This is a genomic window from Bacillus sp. TH22, assembly GCF_016651015.1.
In the GTDB taxonomy this organism is placed as follows: domain Bacteria; phylum Bacillota; class Bacilli; order Bacillales; family Bacillaceae_G; genus Bacillus_A; species Bacillus_A mycoides.
This window is the reverse complement of the sequence record NZ_JAEKER010000001.1, coordinates 1,763,927-1,781,896: the sequence shown is the minus strand read 5'-3', so window position 1 is coordinate 1,781,896 and position 17,970 is coordinate 1,763,927. Positions and strand designations below refer to the sequence as shown.

Annotated in this window: 16 protein-coding genes; 12 read left to right on the top strand and 4 right to left on the bottom strand. The window is 36.1% G+C overall.

All coding sequences use genetic code 11. The features are described from left to right. Positions 1 to 108: 108 nt before the first annotated feature. From JFU18_RS09010 to JFU18_RS08995, 4 genes are all read left to right on the top strand, one after another. Positions 109 to 2,301 carry an MMPL family transporter gene (locus JFU18_RS09010; RefSeq protein WP_201034884.1) on the top strand — a complete coding sequence of 731 codons (2,193 nt, stop codon included), beginning with the start codon at positions 109 to 111 and terminating at the stop codon, positions 2,299 to 2,301. A gap of 99 nt (positions 2,302 to 2,400) precedes the next feature. Then, on the top strand, positions 2,401 to 2,817 hold the full coding sequence (locus tag JFU18_RS09005; RefSeq protein ID WP_002011605.1) for a hypothetical protein: 417 nt from the start codon (positions 2,401 to 2,403) through the stop codon (positions 2,815 to 2,817). Between the two features lie 100 nt (positions 2,818 to 2,917). After that, positions 2,918 to 3,841 carry an RluA family pseudouridine synthase gene (locus JFU18_RS09000; protein ID WP_201032720.1) on the top strand — a complete coding sequence of 308 codons (924 nt, stop codon included), beginning with the start codon at positions 2,918 to 2,920 and terminating at the stop codon, positions 3,839 to 3,841. 91 nt (positions 3,842 to 3,932) lie between these two features. Beyond that, positions 3,933 to 4,538 (top strand): DUF1648 domain-containing protein, encoded by a 606-nt coding sequence (locus JFU18_RS08995; RefSeq protein ID WP_201032721.1) that lies wholly within the window; start codon positions 3,933 to 3,935, stop codon positions 4,536 to 4,538. A gap of 35 nt (positions 4,539 to 4,573) precedes the next feature. On the opposite strand, the gene JFU18_RS08990 is transcribed toward JFU18_RS08995, so the two are convergent. The 4 genes from JFU18_RS08990 to JFU18_RS08975 all read right to left on the bottom strand — a co-directional run bounded on the left by JFU18_RS08990 (position 4,574) and on the right by JFU18_RS08975 (position 9,840). After that, positions 4,574 to 5,404, bottom strand: coding sequence for a CAP domain-containing protein (locus JFU18_RS08990; RefSeq protein ID WP_201034885.1), 831 nt, complete (start codon positions 5,402 to 5,404; stop codon positions 4,574 to 4,576). A 465-nt stretch (positions 5,405 to 5,869) separates the two neighbouring features. Beyond that, positions 5,870 to 7,198 (bottom strand): (Fe-S)-binding protein, encoded by a 1,329-nt coding sequence (locus JFU18_RS08985; RefSeq protein WP_201034886.1) that lies wholly within the window; start codon positions 7,196 to 7,198, stop codon positions 5,870 to 5,872. Next, positions 7,195 to 8,607 carry a glycolate oxidase subunit GlcD gene (gene glcD / locus JFU18_RS08980; RefSeq protein WP_201034887.1) on the bottom strand — a complete coding sequence of 471 codons (1,413 nt, stop codon included), beginning with the start codon at positions 8,605 to 8,607 and terminating at the stop codon, positions 7,195 to 7,197. Before glcD ends, JFU18_RS08985 begins: the two co-directional genes overlap by 4 nt. Positions 8,608 to 8,724: 117 nt before the next feature. Then, positions 8,725 to 9,840 carry a CdaR family transcriptional regulator gene (locus tag JFU18_RS08975; RefSeq protein ID WP_201034888.1) on the bottom strand — a complete coding sequence of 372 codons (1,116 nt, stop codon included), beginning with the start codon at positions 9,838 to 9,840 and terminating at the stop codon, positions 8,725 to 8,727. A 288-nt stretch (positions 9,841 to 10,128) separates the two neighbouring features. Here JFU18_RS08975 and JFU18_RS08970 point away from each other — a divergent pair, with 288 nt between their 5' ends. The 8 genes from JFU18_RS08970 to JFU18_RS08935 all read left to right on the top strand — a co-directional run bounded on the left by JFU18_RS08970 (position 10,129) and on the right by JFU18_RS08935 (position 17,957). Next, on the top strand, positions 10,129 to 11,100 hold the full coding sequence (locus JFU18_RS08970; protein ID WP_201034889.1) for a YncE family protein: 972 nt from the start codon (positions 10,129 to 10,131) through the stop codon (positions 11,098 to 11,100). Further along, positions 11,097 to 11,768: a response regulator transcription factor gene (locus tag JFU18_RS08965; protein ID WP_201032725.1), complete on the top strand. Its 672-nt coding sequence runs from the start codon at positions 11,097 to 11,099 to the stop codon at positions 11,766 to 11,768. The genes JFU18_RS08970 and JFU18_RS08965 overlap by 4 nt, the downstream gene beginning before the upstream one ends. A 3-nt stretch (positions 11,769 to 11,771) precedes the next feature. Next, complete coding sequence (locus JFU18_RS08960) at positions 11,772 to 13,172, top strand: sensor histidine kinase (protein WP_002011591.1); 1,401 nt, start codon at positions 11,772 to 11,774, stop codon at positions 13,170 to 13,172. Between the two features lie 229 nt (positions 13,173 to 13,401). Next, complete coding sequence (locus tag JFU18_RS08955) at positions 13,402 to 14,079, top strand: FadR/GntR family transcriptional regulator (protein WP_307838371.1); 678 nt, start codon at positions 13,402 to 13,404, stop codon at positions 14,077 to 14,079. Between the two features lie 175 nt (positions 14,080 to 14,254). Beyond that, positions 14,255 to 14,974, top strand: coding sequence for a (Fe-S)-binding protein (locus JFU18_RS08950; RefSeq protein ID WP_002011587.1), 720 nt, complete (start codon positions 14,255 to 14,257; stop codon positions 14,972 to 14,974). Between the two features lie 16 nt (positions 14,975 to 14,990). Then, on the top strand, positions 14,991 to 16,412 hold the full coding sequence (locus tag JFU18_RS08945; RefSeq protein ID WP_201034890.1) for a LutB/LldF family L-lactate oxidation iron-sulfur protein: 1,422 nt from the start codon (positions 14,991 to 14,993) through the stop codon (positions 16,410 to 16,412). Continuing rightward, the gene (locus tag JFU18_RS08940) at positions 16,412 to 17,122 is read left to right on the top strand and encodes a LutC/YkgG family protein (RefSeq protein WP_060751333.1); all 711 of its coding nucleotides are present in this window, start codon (positions 16,412 to 16,414) and stop codon (positions 17,120 to 17,122) included. The genes JFU18_RS08945 and JFU18_RS08940 overlap by 1 nt, the downstream gene beginning before the upstream one ends. A gap of 112 nt (positions 17,123 to 17,234) precedes the next feature. Further along, positions 17,235 to 17,957, top strand: a complete 723-nt coding sequence (locus tag JFU18_RS08935; protein ID WP_085309897.1) for a prepilin peptidase — start codon at positions 17,235 to 17,237, stop codon at positions 17,955 to 17,957. The last annotated feature ends 13 nt before the right edge of the window (positions 17,958 to 17,970 follow it).

The window sequence follows — 17,970 nt, the reverse complement described above, 5'->3', positions numbered from 1 at the left end:
AAACGTCTAGAAAAACTAGTATTATAGTTTTTCTAGACGTTTTTTGTTTATGGGGAGATGTGATAAAGTATAAATGACAAGTGAATTATATAAAGTAGGTGAAACTGTGTGAAGACAAATGTACATAAAATTGATAAGTGGGGGAAGTTAGGAACTTTTTTGTATCAATTTCGTTATACAGTAATTGTAGCATTACTACTACTTGCGATAGTGCTCGGAATTTTTGCTCCAAAACTTCCAGGAGTATTGGGCGGTGATGGTTTCCAAACAGAAGGGGATTATCAAAAGACGAAAGAAATTTTAGATAAAGATTTTAAGCAGTCTCAAGATACACTTTTACTCGTTTTTGAGAAGGAAAAGGATACTTCGCATGAGGATTTTCAAAAGCGTATAGAGGGGATAATAAATCAAATTGAAGAGAAAGAAAAATACGAATCTTTCCATCATCCAATGCAAAATAAAGAGATGCTACAAGATGATATCGGTTATGCGACGATTTTATTTTCCGGGAAAACAAATAAAGAACGAATGGAAAAGACATTACAATTTGCCGGAAAAATCGAGAAGGAAAGTAATAGCGTATTAAAAGTAACACCGACAGGATATCCGAAAATTAATCAAGAGATTAATGAAAGAACGCAAAATGATTTAAAAGTAGCAGAGATGATTGGATTACCTATTGCTTTTCTCGTACTATTATTCTCATTTGGTAGTCTGATTGCGTCTATTTTACCGATTGTAAATGGTGCGCTTAGTGTCATTAGTACGATGGGGATTTTATATTTTATAGGTAGTGATAAAGAGCTATCTATTTTCGTGTTAAATGTTGCACCGATGATTGGGCTCGCATTATCAATTGATTTCGCACTGTTATTTGTAAATCGTTTCCGAGAGGAAGTTGCGAAGAGAACAGTGAAAGAAGCGATAGCGATTACGTATCAAACGGCAGGGCGTGCGATCGTATTTTCAGGGTTATGTGTATTCGTCGGTTTATCAGGCTTATTTTTCTTTAAGATAGATTATATTCAGTCTGTTGCTATTAGCGGGATGATTGTCGTTATTATGAGCATTTTGTTTTCGCTAACACTTCTTCCGGCGCTATTATCTTTAATTGGTAAAAGGATATTAAAAAAGAATCAGGCGGCGCCTACGCCATCAAATGTATGGCGTAAATTTGCACAGTTTGTAATGAAACATCCAATCGTCATGATTATTGTTGTTACAACATTTATTGTTATTTGTTTATTACCGCTACGTACAGCTAACTTGCAGTTTCCTGGTGTTGAAGCGTTACCTGAAAAGAGTGATACGAGAGTTGCATTTGAGAAGTATGAAGAAGCCTTTAATAAAACTGTCCAAACACACGCTGATGTTACATTAGTAGTAGAGACGAAGAAAAATATAACAGAAAAAGAAAGTTTACAAAAGATAGAAGCTGTTGTTCAAAAGTTAAAAGGCGATAAGCAAGTATATAAGGTGAAAAGTGTATATGACGGGCTAAATGGAATGAAAGCAGATCAAGTTGCTGGAATGTTACAGTCGCCAGAGGCTGCGAAAATAGCTCCTGTATTTGAAGCGTATACGAAAGGGAATAAAACAACAATGGAAGTCTTTTTGGATACGAAGCCAAGTACAGAAACCGCAAAACAATGGGTTCGTGATTTCAAAAAGAATTATAAAGAAAATGATGTTACTTATTATTTGGGCGGTATGACGACGTTCCAGCAAGAGTTAGAAGATGAAATTAAAGATAAAGTTGCAATTGGTATGTCTGTTATATTTGGATCAACCTTTGTCATTTTATTATTCGCATTCCGCTCTATACTCATTCCAATTAAAGCTATTATTATGAACGTACTTAGTTTAAGTGCAACAATTGGAATTGTAATTTGGTTATTTGAAGGTGGTCATTTCGGATTAGAAGAGAGTTCAGTTTTATTTGTATTACCAATCTTTATTTTCGGCCTCGTATTTGGGCTTAGCATGGATTATGAAGTATTTCTTATTTCACGTATTCATGAGCTTTATGAAGAAACAGGAGATAACGATCAAGCAACGTTAGAAGGGCTTGTTTCGACAAGTAGGATTATTACGTCCGCCGCTTTAATTATGATTGTTGTTACCGGTGCGTTCGCCTTTACTGATATTTTACCAGTAAAGCAGATGGGGCTTGGGGTTGCATTAGCAATATTTCTTGATGCAACAATTATCCGTCTCATGCTCGTACCAAGTTTAATGAAATTGTTTGGGGATTGGAACTGGTGGCTACCATTTCGAAAGAAAAGAGGAAAATCATCATAAAAAAACTCATCTTATAGATGAGTTTTTTTTATGAATAGCAGGGCCTATATTTTGCGCATAGTATGTGATAAGAAGATTACATACAAGTAGGTGAAGGCAATGTTTCGTTATTTTAAGTTTAAGCTAAATGATACAGTACAGTTTGCTGAAAACGATGGGCATATGTATCGCATTGTCGGTTATCGGTTAGAAAAAGGGTTTTACCCAAAAGATGAATGGACTCATATTATTTATGAACTACTTAGAGAATTTGACGGGTATACGATGGATGCGGAAGAAGAGGAAATTGTAAAAGTTATTCAAGTAGAGGATGAGTATTACAAAATACAAGAAGTATCGGGGTATCGTTATCCAGTAAAAATGAAGCAAAAGCAGCAAGTTATGAAAGGAGAGAAAATAGACGACTTATTAGATACGTACAACGACTATAAACGATTGGCGGATTTCTTTAAAGATTTGTTGTATGAACAAAAAGCTGAAGAAGTGTTGCAGGAGATGAAAAGGCTTAGAGCGTGAGGGGACAGTCGATTATAAGACTGTCCTCTATTTTTGACGGTGCATCAAAGTATGTTTTCCGTTACAATGAGAGAATCAATAGAAATAAGGTGATTATAGTATGGAAACAAAGAAAAAGGGCGAATGGTGCGAAATTACAGTTCCAGCGACGTGGAATGGTATAAGTATTGAGTCGTTGTTAAAAATGGAATGGGAAGTACCAAAAAAGTTATTACATCAGCTTCGTATGGAAAAAGGTGTTACGGTTAACGGAGAACAAAGGAGATGGAATGAACTTTTAAAAGAAGGAGATAAGTTACAAGTTCATATGTTTATGGAGGAGGAGTACGGCGTAGAGCCGGAATATGGTGAATTAAATGTAGTGTTTGAAGACGATCACGTACTCATTGTAAATAAGCAGGGGCAAATGGATACACATCCTTCTGAAAAAAATGGGACGGGAACACTTGCCAATCTTGTTGCTTTTCATTTTCAAATGCAAGGTTTAGAGACGAAGGTTCGGCATATCCATAGATTAGATAAAGATACGACAGGTGGTGTTGTATTCGCAAAACATAGAATTGCGGGTGCAATTATGGATCGTTTATTAATGGAACGGGAAATCAAAAGAACGTATATGGCACTTGTTGAAGGAAAAGTAAAAAAGAAGCAGGGGACAATTGATGCAGCTATCGGAAGAGATCGACATCATGCTACAAGGCGTCGTGTTTCTCCAAAGGGAGACCAAGCTATAACGTATTATAAAGTAGAGAAATATTTTAAAAAACAAAATGCGACGCTCGTAACGTTACAGTTAGAAACCGGTAGAACGCATCAAATTCGCGTTCATATGAGCTATAATGGAAATCCATTAGTTGGGGATGTATTATATGGTGGGCAAACAACATATATGTCCGGGCAAGCGTTACATGCGATGAAGATTAATTTTTTGCATCCGATTACGAAAGAAGAGATCGTTGTTGACGTACCTTTCCCTACAAATTTAAACGATACAATGAAAAAATTTGAAAGAGAAAATAGGTAAAGTGTAAGTTTAAAGTTGAAAAAGGTAGATTTTTGCAGGGATTTCTCTGAAAGAGGCGAAGCCGTTAAGAGAAAAGAGAGGTGAGAATTACTTGATCAAATATAAATATATGCTAGGGATATTTTTCGCTTGTCTTTTACTTACTCTATGTATTTATCCATATTTACCAACTCGTATGGCAGTGCATTGGAACGAGAATGGTGGAGCGAACGAGTTTATGAGTAAACAAGTTGTCGTATTATTTATCCCTGTCCTTATTATTATTTTACATGGATTAGTATATGTTATTTTACATAATATATATAAGTTTAATGAAGGGGATTATTTCATTATAAATGGATTTATAAAGAGTATTACTTTATTTATGATGTTTGTCCATATACTAATTCTCTTTATTAATTTGGGAAGTATTATATCTTTTCAGACAGGACTAACGATTGGAATTAGTATGTTTCTTTTTATGTTTAGTAAAGTGTTTAAAAAGGTGAAGGATAGAGAGAAAGAACCGATCAAATTACAAAAAATCCGTTTAGTTAGTAGGCGAATCTTTCAAGTGATGGCATGCAGCATATTATTTTCGTTGCTTTTGAGCCTGAAGTGGGGATTTTACTTGTTAATTAGTGTAATAAGCTGCGGGTCTATTTTGTTTATGTTCTACATTTTATACGCATACATATTAGAAAGCTATGAAACATAAAAAAAGAGTCTTCTCCTAGAAGACTCTCTTTTTATTTACTTCGTAATAAATTGTTGTGTCCAGTAGTTGCCGCTTTCTACATAGCCAACACCGATATGAGTGAAGCCACTATTTAAGATGTTTGCACGGTGTCCAGCACTGTTCATCCAAGCTTGTACAACTTCTTCTGGAGTACGTTGTCCTTGGGCGATGTTTTCACCTGCAGATTTATAAGAAATACCAAATTTCTTCATCATGTCAAACGGAGACCCGTATGTAGGGCTGTTATGATCAAAGTAGTTGTTTTTTTGCATATCTTCAGACTTAATGCGTGCTACTTTGCTTAATTCAGTATCGATTTGTAATGCTGATAAGCCTTGTTTTGTACGCTCTGCGTTTGTTAATTCAACAACGCGTTGTTCGAATTCGCTTAAAGATTTTGCTTCTTCAGCAGGCTTTTGCTCAGCAGGTTTTTGTGTTTCGTTTTGAGTATTGTTGTTTTCAGCTGGTTTTTGAGCTTCTGGTTTAGCAACTTCTTCAGCAGGCTTTTGTTCAGCTGGTTTTTGAGTTTCCTCAGCAGGCTTTTGAGCTTCTGGCTTAGCTGTTGGTTGTTCAGTAACAACATTTTCAGTAGGCTGTTGACCAGGAATGAAGCAATCTTGTTGGAATTGACCTTGATTCCATTGTGCTAATGATTCAACTCCCATAGATTGTAAGAATGCTTGTAATTCTTGTTGGCTCATTTGCTTCATCATTATTTTTGAATGCTGAATATTTTGAACCTTTATGTTAGATGGTTGTACTGTTGCAGCTTGTGCATCTAAAGAAGATACTCCTAAAGTAAGAGCTGTTGCAGCAGCTACAGATAATAAAACACGCTTTTTCATGATGTGTGTCCCCCTATATAAAGTTTTAATTTGTTTTCACACGATTTGTTTTTGACAGCCTGTCTGACTGACCAATTCATCGTAGCATACAATTTGCGAGAAAAAAGATGGAAAAAAATTCATAGACTTAAAATTTTCCTAATTTATCCTAAGAGGAGGAAAGGGATGAAATAAGAGAAACATAGAGTATAAAAGGAATTTTTAGCATTTTTATACTTGGTTTTAAGAGGGGTTTTTTGGATAAATGTACCTATATTAAAAATGAAGAATCCTATTGTATCAATGATTTTAGCATTTTTTTGAGGAATATACTGGATGTATTTTTACAAAACTGTAATGTTTCTGTTGTTCTTTTTTATAATAAAGTAACATATTTTTAATGTTGTAGCAGACAAAAAAGCGGCTATCTCTTTACATAGACGAAGGAGATAGCCGTTTTCCTATTATTACGTATGTTACGAGTTATTACGAGTTGGTTTCAATTGCTTCTAATAATAGATCAACAATGTGAATTCCTCTCATTTTATGAGAAAGACCTTCACGTTCAATACCTAGTTTCATTTGTAATAGACATCCAGGGTTTGCAGTAACAATTGTCGCTGCATCTGTTTCATGTACACGGTCCATTTTGTAATCTAGAAATTCCATTGATAACTCCGAATGGACAATATTATAAATACCAGCAGAACCACAGCAACGGTCCGCATCTTTCATTTCGCGGTATGTTGCGCCTTGAATGGCCTCTAGTAACATACGAGGTTCCGAAGATGTTCGCATAACATTGCGTAAATGACAAGAGTCTTGATACGTAATGATTTGCGGCGTGAGTCGTAAGTCATTACGTTTATGGAAATCTAGTTCTACTAGTATAGCAGTAATATCTTTAATTTTAGAAACAAATTGCTTTGCGCGTTCAGCCCATTTGGGATCATCTTTTAACAGATAATCATAGTCTACGAGGTAAGCTCCGCAACCACCTGCATTCGTAATGATATAGTCGATTTGTAAATCTTCGAATGCTTCTATATTTCGTTTTGCTAATTCTTTTGCTCCACTCTTTTCACCAGCATGCCCATGTAATGCCCCGCAGCAACTTTGTGTTTTCGGAATAACGATATCACAACCAGCTAACTGAAGAAGTTTCATCGTTGCGTTATTTGTTTCTAAAAACATCGTATCCATTAAACAACCTGTGAAGAATGCAACTTGTTTCTTCTTTGCCACCTCAGCAGGTAAAAATTCAGGACGATCTTTCATTGCTTTCATTTTAGGGACTTTTGGCAAAACGAGGTCCATCGTTGCAAGTGTTTCAGGGAATAACTTCATAATACCTGTTTTATGTGTTAGCGTTTGTAAACCAGAACGCTGGTAAAATCCGATTAGTCCTGTTAATGTTCGCATTCGGTTTTGATGCGGGAATAGTCCTTCAAAAACAACTTTACGAACAGCTCTCACGGGCATGGAGAACTTTTTATTTTGATTAATAATATCACGAGCTTCTTCTAATAAATGTCCATAATTCACACCAGATGGACAAACAGGTTCACAAGCGCGGCAGCCAAGGCAAACATTTAATGTATCTTCAACATCTTCATCCGGCTCAATTAAACCATCAACGACGGCTTTCATTAAGGCGATACGTCCGCGTGGGGAATGTGATTCTTTATACCCAGATTGAATGTAAGTAGGGCAAGTTGGTAAACAAAAGCCGCATCGCATACAGTTTAGTAGTTCATCTTCACTTAATCGTTCTTTAAATTCCTTTTGAATGTTTTCTTTATTTAATGTGGTCATCGCTCAACCACCACTCTTTTACGAGAGTCTTTCGCGAACATCTTTCCAGGATTCATAATGTTGTTTGGGTCGAAGGCTTGTTTAATCCCTTGCATAGCAGCAATACCTTCTTTACCTAATTTCATTTCTAAATACGGAGCTTTCATTGCGCCAACACCATGTTCACCAGTAATCGTACCACCAAGCTCAATCGCTTTCGCAAATATTTCAGCAAAAGCTTGTTCGGTACGATGCATTTCTTCTTCATTACGGGCATCTGTCATACAAGTCGGATGCAAATTACCATCACCAGCATGACCAAAAGTACAAATAGGAATATTATATTTCTTTGCAATTGCATTAATTGCTTCAACCATTGGAGCGATTTGTGAACGTGGTACAGTTGCATCTTCTAATATTGTTGTCGGTTTTAGTCTTGCAAGTGCTGATAGTGCACTACGGCGTGCTGTACGAAGCGCATCTGCTTCGGCTTCATCTTTTGCAACGCGAACATCGACCGCATTCATAGCACGGCAAACGTTAGCCATTTTTTCGATATCTCGATTGACAACCTCGGGCGGGCCATCTTGTTCAATTAATAAAATTGCTTTAACGTCAGTTGGTAAACCGATTTGTGCAAACTCTTCTACAACTTCAATTGTTGGTTGGTCTAAAAACTCAAGTGTCGCCGGAATAATTTTATTTGCAATAATAGCAGAAACAGCTCGAGCAGCTTCGTTAATATCTTCATATAGCGCAAGCATCGTTTTCTTCGTTTCAGGCATAGGGACAAGTTTTAATATAGCTTCCGTAACAACACCAAGTGTTCCTTCAGAACCAATAAATAAACGAGTTAAATCATAACCAGCTACATCTTTTGCTAATTTACCACCAGTGCGAATGATATCGCCGTTCGGTAAGACAAGTTCAAGCCCCATTACATAATCACGTGTTACGCCATATTTTAAACCACGTAATCCGCCGGAGTTTTCATTAATGTTACCGCCGATTGTAGAAATTTTCATAGAGCTTGGATCTGGTGGATAAAATAAACCTTTTTCTTCTACTGCTTTAATAATATCAAGTGTAATAACACCAGCTTGTACAGTAATTGTTAAATTCTCTTCGTCAATTTCTAAAATATTGTTCATATGGCGGAAAATAAGGACGATACCACCTTCAAGTGGACACGTTCCAGCGCAAAGATTTGTTCCAGACCCGCGAACGTATACGGGGATTTTATGAGTGTTACACACTTTTAACACGTCAGCTATTTCATTTGTATTACGAGGAGCAATGACTGCATCAGGCATCGCTTGGAAGTTTGGAGTGGCATCATAACTATAAGTTAAACGCCCCATATTGGATGTATCTACATTATCTTCGCCAACAATAGATACGAATGAATCAATAATTTGCTTTTCTAACATTGGAAATCCCCCTCAAACTGTTAACGTATTTCGTCATAATAAAAAACGTTGTAACAGTGCTTTCATTATAATGATAAAAAAGTTGGAGGATTCTTTCTATGTACAATCATCTAAAGATTAATCAATTTTATCGTTATTTTTTGTATGATTATCTAATAAGAGGAGTGCGAAGTATAAAACATTTAAATCTTTGAATTGTTTCGGGTCAAGTCCTGTATGTTCTTCAATCTTTTTTAGCCTGTAATGCAATGTGTTAATGTGTATATGTAATTGCTCAGCTGTCTGCTTATAAGATTGGTTATAATCGATAAATAAACGTAAAGTGTGCATAAGCTCAGGAGATGATACTAAGTTTTCAATGGTACGCTCTAGAAACTGTTCTCGAGTTTCAGTAGAAATATCTTGTAAGCACATTTCTAAACGTAAATCTTCATTAAATACAATTTTTTTCGTTTCAAGTGATACTGAAAGGGCGCGTAATGCTTGTTCGTACGATAAGTTCATATTGCTTGGCGTAACTGCTTGTCCAATCCCGATATATAAAGTAATAGAAAATAAAGTTTCACAGTCTTGTTTTAACCGTTTTAAAAATTGAAAGGTTTGCTCTTTGGATTGGATTGTTGTAAACAAAATAAACCGATCATTTCCCCAGCGAACAAATAAATTTTCTTTTGCTAAAATGTTGCGCATATGTTGCCAAATTTTACGCTGGAGCATCGTATTATCTTGGGCGATTGATAATAAAATAAGTTGTTTCTTCTTATATAAATCAATGCCAAGCGTTTTTGCACGATCGAGAAAACTTGGAGACCAGTCTGTATTTTGAAGCCAATCAAAGACAAATGCTTCATAAGACCGGTGCTCAAGTTCTAATTGTTCTAAAAAGTAGTTTTCATGAATTAATAATTCGGTCATCTTACGTAATATTTCTCCGTATTGTGAAATGTTTTCAGGTTCTCCTGTAATTCCAATCACGCCGATTACTTCGTCATGGAATAGTAAAGGAAGGTTCATCCCAGCTTTTACACCTTGCAGTCGTCGTTCATCGTCTTTTGTAATAATGACAGTTTTCTTTTGTTTCGCACAGCGGAGTGCACCTTCATGAAATTGACCGATTCTTTCCGCATCTGTACTTGCGATAATAACGCCTTGTATATTAATAATAATAATGTTTTCAGTAATTAATCTGCGTACTTCACGTACAATTTTATTCGCTAAATCAGGAAAAAGCATAATTTACACACCTCAAATTCTATTTGTTGTACATTATAGATGTAAGTTTATCCCGCATTAATGGGCAGTAAGACCCCCACCTCAAAATTCAGCGAAAGCAAAGAAGTTAGATGGGGGATCAACTGCCCATAAAAGCCCGATTGGTTCAACTAATAATCAGTGGGGGATGAAGAAAACCCCCACTGATTAAAGTTTCACTTTATTAATAAAGGAAGATTTCACATTTTCCACACATTTATTTGTTATTTTACAATTATAACGAAATCATCCGAAGATGGAGGGAATCTTTTGAGAAAGTATGTTTTTCTTCTCTGTTTTTTATTTCTATTAGTAGGGTGTCAAGGAAGTTCGTATACACCGATTGCTAAAGATAAAAGTGTTATTATAACAACGAATATAAAGGAAGGTAGTATTAGTTTTATTGATAAAAAAACAAAGAAGCTATTAACAACATGGGAATTAAATGAGCCGATTGCGGGGGTTACGCTACTTCCAAATGGCGAGGAAATACTTGTTTATGGTAAGCAATTAGAATATATGTATGTATATTCACTAGCAGAAGGAAGACAAGTGGACAAATATAAGATTGGAAAAGGAATTGCTAATGTTATCGCATCAGATGATGGAACACAATTATTTGCTGCCGATCAAAATGAACAAAAGGTAAGGTTCTTTACGATAAAAGGAAAAGAGACAGGGAGTGTTTCAACAGGAAAAGGGCCGATAACGATGGTAGAGCATCATAACCAGTTATCTGTACTCAACTTTTATGATACGAAACTAACGACCATTGATACAAAGAAAAAAGAAGTGATACAGTCCTTTATGATTCCACCAGCATCAACAGGAGCAACGGTTAGCGCTGATGGGAAAGAAATATGGATTGGTGGACATGGTGATGGAAGTCAAGTGAATGAGAAAGTATTAGTGTATTCTTTACAGAGTGGAGAGATGATGCGTTCTTTACATGCTCCGTTTATGCCTGTGAATATAACAAAGGATGATAAGTATGTATATGCGCTAAGTCACGGTTCAAATACGCTTAGAAAGTTTGATGCAAGTACGTATCAAGAGGTAGGATTTGCAGAAGTAGGATCTAATCCATTTGCATTTTTGAAAAGCGGTACAGAAGGATATGTAGCTAGTTATGATAGCGATGAAGTATGCGTAATGGATATGAAGAATATGAAAATAAAACAAACAATTAAAGTCGGAAAAGGACCGTTTCAACTCATAGAGAGAGAAGGGGAAGGACAATGAGTAAATATAACGTGCTAGTCGTAGATGACGAAAATGATATGAGGCAACTTGTCGGAATGTACTTAGATAACTTCGGATACGAGTGGGGAGAAGCTGAAAATGGAAAAGAGGCACTTCGAAAATTAGAGACGGATCATTACGATTTCGTTGTACTAGATATTATGATGCCTGAGATGGATGGGCTTTCAGTTTGTAAAGAGATTCGAAAAACGTCGGATGTACCTATTATATTTTTAACAGCAAAAGGTGAAGAGTGGAATAGGGTGAACGGCTTACGTATGGGAGCAGATGATTATATTGTAAAGCCATTTAGTCCCGGGGAACTAATTGCTCGTATGGAAGCTGTTTTAAGACGATATACAAAGCAAGAACAGCAAGAAGAGATTCAATTTGGACCGATTCTTATTAATGAAAAAAGTAGGAGGGTCGAGACGAATGGTGAGACGATTCCTCTTACGGTAAAAGAGTTCGATTTACTATATTTTCTTTGCCAACATAATGGACAAGTATTTAGCCGGGAACAATTGCTTGAAAAGGTGTGGGGATATGATTATGCAGGAAGTACAAGAACGGTAGATACGCATGTGAAAACGATGCGTCTAAAGCTAGGAGAAAGTGGAAACTACATTCAAACCGTTTGGGGTGTAGGTTATAAATTTGAGGTGTAACGTATGTTTACGATGGTACAAAAGCTTTGGCTTACAGTAGTATGTGCAGTATGTGTAACAGTTTCCTTTCTTTATTTTGTATCTTTATACTCATATGAAAAGTTATACGTTGATAATTTAAAAGATTCATTAGTAATGGAAGGGAAACGCCTTGCCACGCAATATGATAAACGTGAAGGAGTATCCACTTTTGAAGAGAAAGTAAGGGCATATGATCAAATATCTAGTTCAGATGTCCTTTTCGTATACAATCCGCGTGATTTAAGCGCATGTTTGCCTTTTGATGTTCACCATCATTCTCTTATAAGTGAAGGGGATAGACAGGCGCTATTAGATGGGAAAACTGTGACAAAGATAGGGTATGAAGAACATTTTGATCGTAATATTATGGGTGTTGTCATCCCTGTTTTAGATAATAAAAAATTAGTTGGTATTGTATACTCTTATATTCCTTTAAAAAGTATAAAAGACTTAATATTTGATATGGGTCTTATTTTAGCGCCGTTAGCACTTGCAATGATTTTAATTACAATATGGATTGGTAGAAAAATTATTATCGCCATTACGAGACCGCTTTCGCAAATGGAACGAGTTGCAAATCATTTGGCTACTGGAGATTTCTCAGAGCGGATTACAATTTCTTCAGAAGATGAAATTGGACGATTGGGAAAAGCCTTTAATAAAATGGCAAATTCCTTAGAAACAGAAGATGTAAAGCGTAAGGAATTTTTAGCTAATGTTTCGCATGAACTTAGAACACCGCTTAGTTATATTAAAGGATATAGTGAAGCTATTTTAGACGGTGTAGCGAAGGGGCCGCAGCAGGAAAAAGTAACGCAACTTATTCATAAAGAAGCAGGTCGCATGCAGCGCCTCGTTCATGATTTATTAGATCTAGCGCAGCTAGAAGGTGAACACTTTCCCTTAAAGAAACAACCTATCGTTTTTTCACAGCTTATTGAAGATGTACTAAATACGTACGAGTTACAGTTTGTAGAAAAAAACCTTCGTATTTCAACGAATTTAAATCCTGAAATTATCGTAATGATTGATGAGGATCGTATGCAACAAGTACTTCATAATGTATTAGATAATGCGATACGTTATACAAATCAAAACGGGGATATCATAATAACATTAAAGCAAATCGATGATTATTGTGAATTGCACATAAAAGATACAGGAATAGGTATTGATAGAGAGCATTTAGAAAATCTGGGGGAACGCTTTTACCGAGTAGATAAAGCGAGAAGTCGTCAACACGGTGGAACAGGTTTAGGTCTTGCAATTGTAAGGCAAATTGTTCATATACATGACGGTGAGTGGAGAATAGAAAGTGAAAAAGGTAAGGGCACGACAGTTAGTATTAAATTAAAAGCACAAGATGAGGAGAGCATATTCTAACTTTTGGAATATGCTCTTCATATTGAAGGTAAATAGTTACGCGTAAATGTATTAATTAATATCAAACGAATATCAAAAATTTGACTATTTTATGAACAAAACATTTGTACTTCTTACTAATTCGTTCTAAAATAGTTATGGATGCTAAGTTCTTATAAAACGTTACAATTGTTGTTTGGAAGATACTGAGGTGATTTAACTGGAGTACAAATCTATTAAACCGAAAAAAATTTACGAAGAAGTATCTGAAGCTATTTTAACAATGATTAAAAATGGTACGTTAAAACCTGGTGACAAACTACTTCCTGTTCATCAATTAGCTGAGCAGTTTCAAGTTGGCAGATCTGCTGTTCGTGAAGCGCTAAGTGCGCTAAGAGCAATGGGCTTAATTGAAATGAAACAAGGAGAAGGTACATATGTAAGGAATTTCGATCCTTCTTCATTAACAAAATCACTAAATAACAAGTTATTAATGAAGAAAGAGGATATTTTGAATTTATTAGAAGTACGGAAGGTGCTCGAAGTGGGGGCAGTTCGAGCGGCAGCGGCAAAACGTACGGAAGCTAATTTGCAAAATATGAAGCAGTGGTTAGATGAAATGGCAAAGAGCATTGGAGATGAGAAGGCTGGCGAAAAAGCAGACTTTCAATTTCACATGGGAATTGCAGAATCTTCGCATAATAACATCTTGCTTGAGCTCATGAATCATGTTTCAGAGATGATTGCTGAAACGATTGGTGAATCAAGACGCATTATTTTATATGGTGAACAAACAACATCAGAACGACTTTTAGAAGAGCATCAATCTATATATGATGCGGTGTTAAAGCAAGATGTGGAATTAGCGCAACAAGCGATGCTAGATCATTTAACAAATGTAGAACATATTGTCACAGGTACGATATAAATGCGTAATTTAATCTTTTAAAAAATCTAATTTTCTGATAAAATAGAGAGATTAAGTAAGCGTTTTCTTTAGAAGGGGGAGAGGATAGGCCATGGTTGAGCCTACTTCTTCTAATCTTAGTCATCTGATGACCATATGATTTTTGGCGGAGTTGTAATGAGGGGGAATTATAGTTATGAAAGTTACTTTATTTGTTACTTGTTTAGTCGATATGTTTGAAACAAACGTCGGTAAAGCAACAGTTGAAGTATTGGAGCGTTTAGGTTGTGAAATTGAATTTCCAGAAGCACAAGTTTGTTGTGGTCAGCCTGCTTATAATAGCGGCCATGTAGAAGCAGCAAAAGAAGCGATGAAACATATGATTGAAACTTTCGAAGATGCAGAATATATCGTTACGCCATCTGGATCTTGTGCGACAATGTTTCATGAGTATCCGCATGTTTTTAAAGATGATCCGAAGTGGGCTAAACGTGCACAAAAGGTTGCTGATAAAACATATGAATTTACACAATTTATTGTAGATGTTTTAAAAGTTACAGATGTTGGTGCAAGTTTACCAGGGATAGCTACTATTCATAAATCTTGTCATATGACACGCCTGCTTGGAGTAAAAGAGGCACCAGGAATTTTATTATCAAGCGTAAAAGGATTAATTGTGAGAGAACTGCCGAACGTGCAAAATTGTTGTGGGTTTGGGGGAACGTTTTCAGTTAAGATGACTCCAATTTCTGAGCAAATGGTAGATGAAAAAGTAGATAGTGTAATGGAAACAGGTGCTGATTATTTAATCGGTGCAGATTGTGGGTGTTTGTTAAACATTGGCGGACGTATTGAGCGTTTAGGAAAAGAAGTAAAAGTAATGCATATTGCTGAGGTCTTGAATAGTCGCTCATGAAGGGGGAACATAAGCTATGTCTATGAAAATCAGTGAGAAAAAATTTAATGATCGCGTTGGCGATGGAATTCAAGATTCGTTTATGCGCGGAGCGGTATCTTCTGCACAAACGCGTTTATATACAAATCGATTAAAAGCAGCTGACGAGTTGGGAAACTGGGAAGAGTGGCGTGAACTAGGTGAACAAATTCGTCAACATACGTTAGAAAATCTTGATTATTATTTAATGCAGTTAAGTGAAAATGTATCAAAAAGAGGCGGTCACGTTTACTTTGCGAAAACGAAAGAGGATGCAGCAAAGTATATTCAAGACGTTGCAAAAAAGAAACAAGCGAAGAAAGTTGTAAAATCAAAATCAATGGTAACTGAAGAAATTAGTATGAATCATGTCCTTGAAGAGATTGGTTGTGAAGTGTTAGAGAGTGACTTAGGAGAGTATATCTTGCAAGTAGATAACGATCCACCATCACATATTATTGCGCCTGCACTTCATAAAAACAGAACGCAAATTCGTGATGTATTTAAAGAAAAACTTGGATATGAAAATTCTGATGATCCATACGAAATGACAAAGTTTGTTCGTAAACAACTTCGTGAGAAATTTATGGATGCAGAAATTGGTGTGACAGGTTGTAACTTCGCTGTTGCAAATACTGGCTCTCTTTGTTTAGTGACGAACGAAGGTAATGCCGATCTTGTCATGTCGATTCCGAAAACACAAATTGCAGTAATGGGTATGGAACGTATGGTTCCGACAATGGAAGAATTAGATGTTTTAGTTGGTTTACTATGTCGTAGTGCGGTAGGTCAAAAATTAACAAGTTATGTAACAGTAGCAGGACCAATTCAAGAGGAAGAGGTAGATGGACCAGAAGAGTTTCATTTAGTCGTTGTTGATAATGGCCGCTCTCAAATTCTTGGATCGGAATTCCGTTCAATATTGCAATGTATTCGTTGTGCCGCTTGTGTTAACGTATGTCCCGTATATCGTCACGTTGGTGGACATTCGTATGGATCTATTTATTCAGGACCAATCGGTGCGGTATTAACACCACTTTTAGGTGGGTATGACGATTACAAAGAGCTTCCTTATGCATCTAGTTTATGCGGAGCATGTACAGAAGCTTGTCCAGTAAAAATTCCATTACATGATTTATTATTAAAACATCGTCAAGTCATCGTTGAGCAAGAAGGTCGTGCCCCACTTGCAGAAAAATTAGCAATGAAAATGTTTAGTATGGGTGCTTCTTCAGCAGCTTTATATAAAATGGGATCGAAAATGGCACCGGCAGCAATGAGCCCATTTACATCTGGTAACCGTGTATCAAAAGGTGTTGGACCACTTAAAAACTGGACGGATATTCGTGAATTCCCGGCTCCAAGTAAAGAACGATTCCGTGATTGGTATAAAGATCATAAGAAAGGCGGGGACAAATAATGACAGGATTAATTCAAAACCGTGAGTCCTTTCTAGATAATATCGCAAAAGAACTTGGGCGCGCGCGTAAAACAGAAGGTGTAGAACGACCAGCATGGAAAAGTAATGTGAATGTAGAAACGTTAAAAGATTATTCACAAGAAGAATTGTTAGAAGTATTTAAAAAGCAATGTACAAACATTCATACAACTGTTGTGGAAACGACAAACGACCGCTTACGTGAAGATATTCAAAAAGTAATCGTTGAAAACGGCGGAGGACCTATTATATTATCAGCAGATGAACGTTTTGATTCCTATGGATTGACTTCTTTATTTAAAGAAGAGCTTCCAAAGCAAAATGTTGAGGTAAATGTATGGGATCCTCAGAAAAAAGAAGAGAATATGCGTATAGCGGAAAAAGCGAATATCGGTATTGCATTTAGTGATTATACTTTAGCTGAATCTGGTACGATTGTTGTACAAAGTCATAAAGGACAAGGGCGTTCTTTACACTTTTTACCGACTGTATACTTTGCTATTATTCCACGTGAAACACTTGTACCGCGTATTACACAAGCAGTTCAACATATGAACTCTCGTGTGGAAAAAGGTGAAGCAGTTGCATCTTGTATTAACTTTATTACAGGACCAAGTAACTCTGCGGATATTGAAATGAATCTTGTTGTCGGAGTACACGGGCCGTTAAAAGCAGTATATTTCATCGTATAAAATAGGGGAAAGCAGGCCGGAAAACGGCCTGCTTTTTTAATAGAATAAAGATAATATGAAGTAGAAGTTCTCTCCTTTTTTTGTTATGTTTTTTTGGAAAGGAGAGGAAGGGATGTTCACTTATTTATATGCATTGTTAATAGGTATGGTGTTTGGTTCTTTTTTTATGGTGATTGCGATGAGAGTTCCAGTAGGGGAATCTATTATTACACCGCGTTCGTACTGTCATTACTGCAAGTATACGTTACAGCCGAAAGAACTTATTCCAATCATTTCATTTTGTATACAAAAAGGGCGTTGTACGAATTGTAAGAGCAAAATCTCAAGTTTGTACATAGTATTTGAATTTGTTACAGGCAGTTTATTTTTTCTTACTGTATATGTAATTGGAATGGAAAGAGAGCTCATCATCATTTTATCGCTTTTTTCGTTACTTCTAATTATTTCAGTTACAGATTTAGTATATATGCTAATACCTAATCGTATTTTAATTTGGTTTGTGCTTTTGCTTATTTTAGAATGTATTTTTGTACCGTTAGTTACTTGGATAGATAGTTTAGCTGGTAGTGGAACTATATTCATTTTGTTATATTGCATGCAAAAGATTTATCCAGATGGTCTTGGCGGAGGTGATGTAAAATTACTTTCGTTACTCGGATGTATAGTCGGAGTGAAAGGGGTTTTTATAACTTTATTTTTAGCATCTTGCTTTAGTCTTTGTTTTTTCGGGATAGGTATAGCGCTAAAACGTATAAACATAAGAACTCCAATTCCGTTCGGACCTTTTATTAGCCTAGGAGCAATATGTTATGTGTTGGTCACATATGCAAAATAGAGAGGAGATAGAA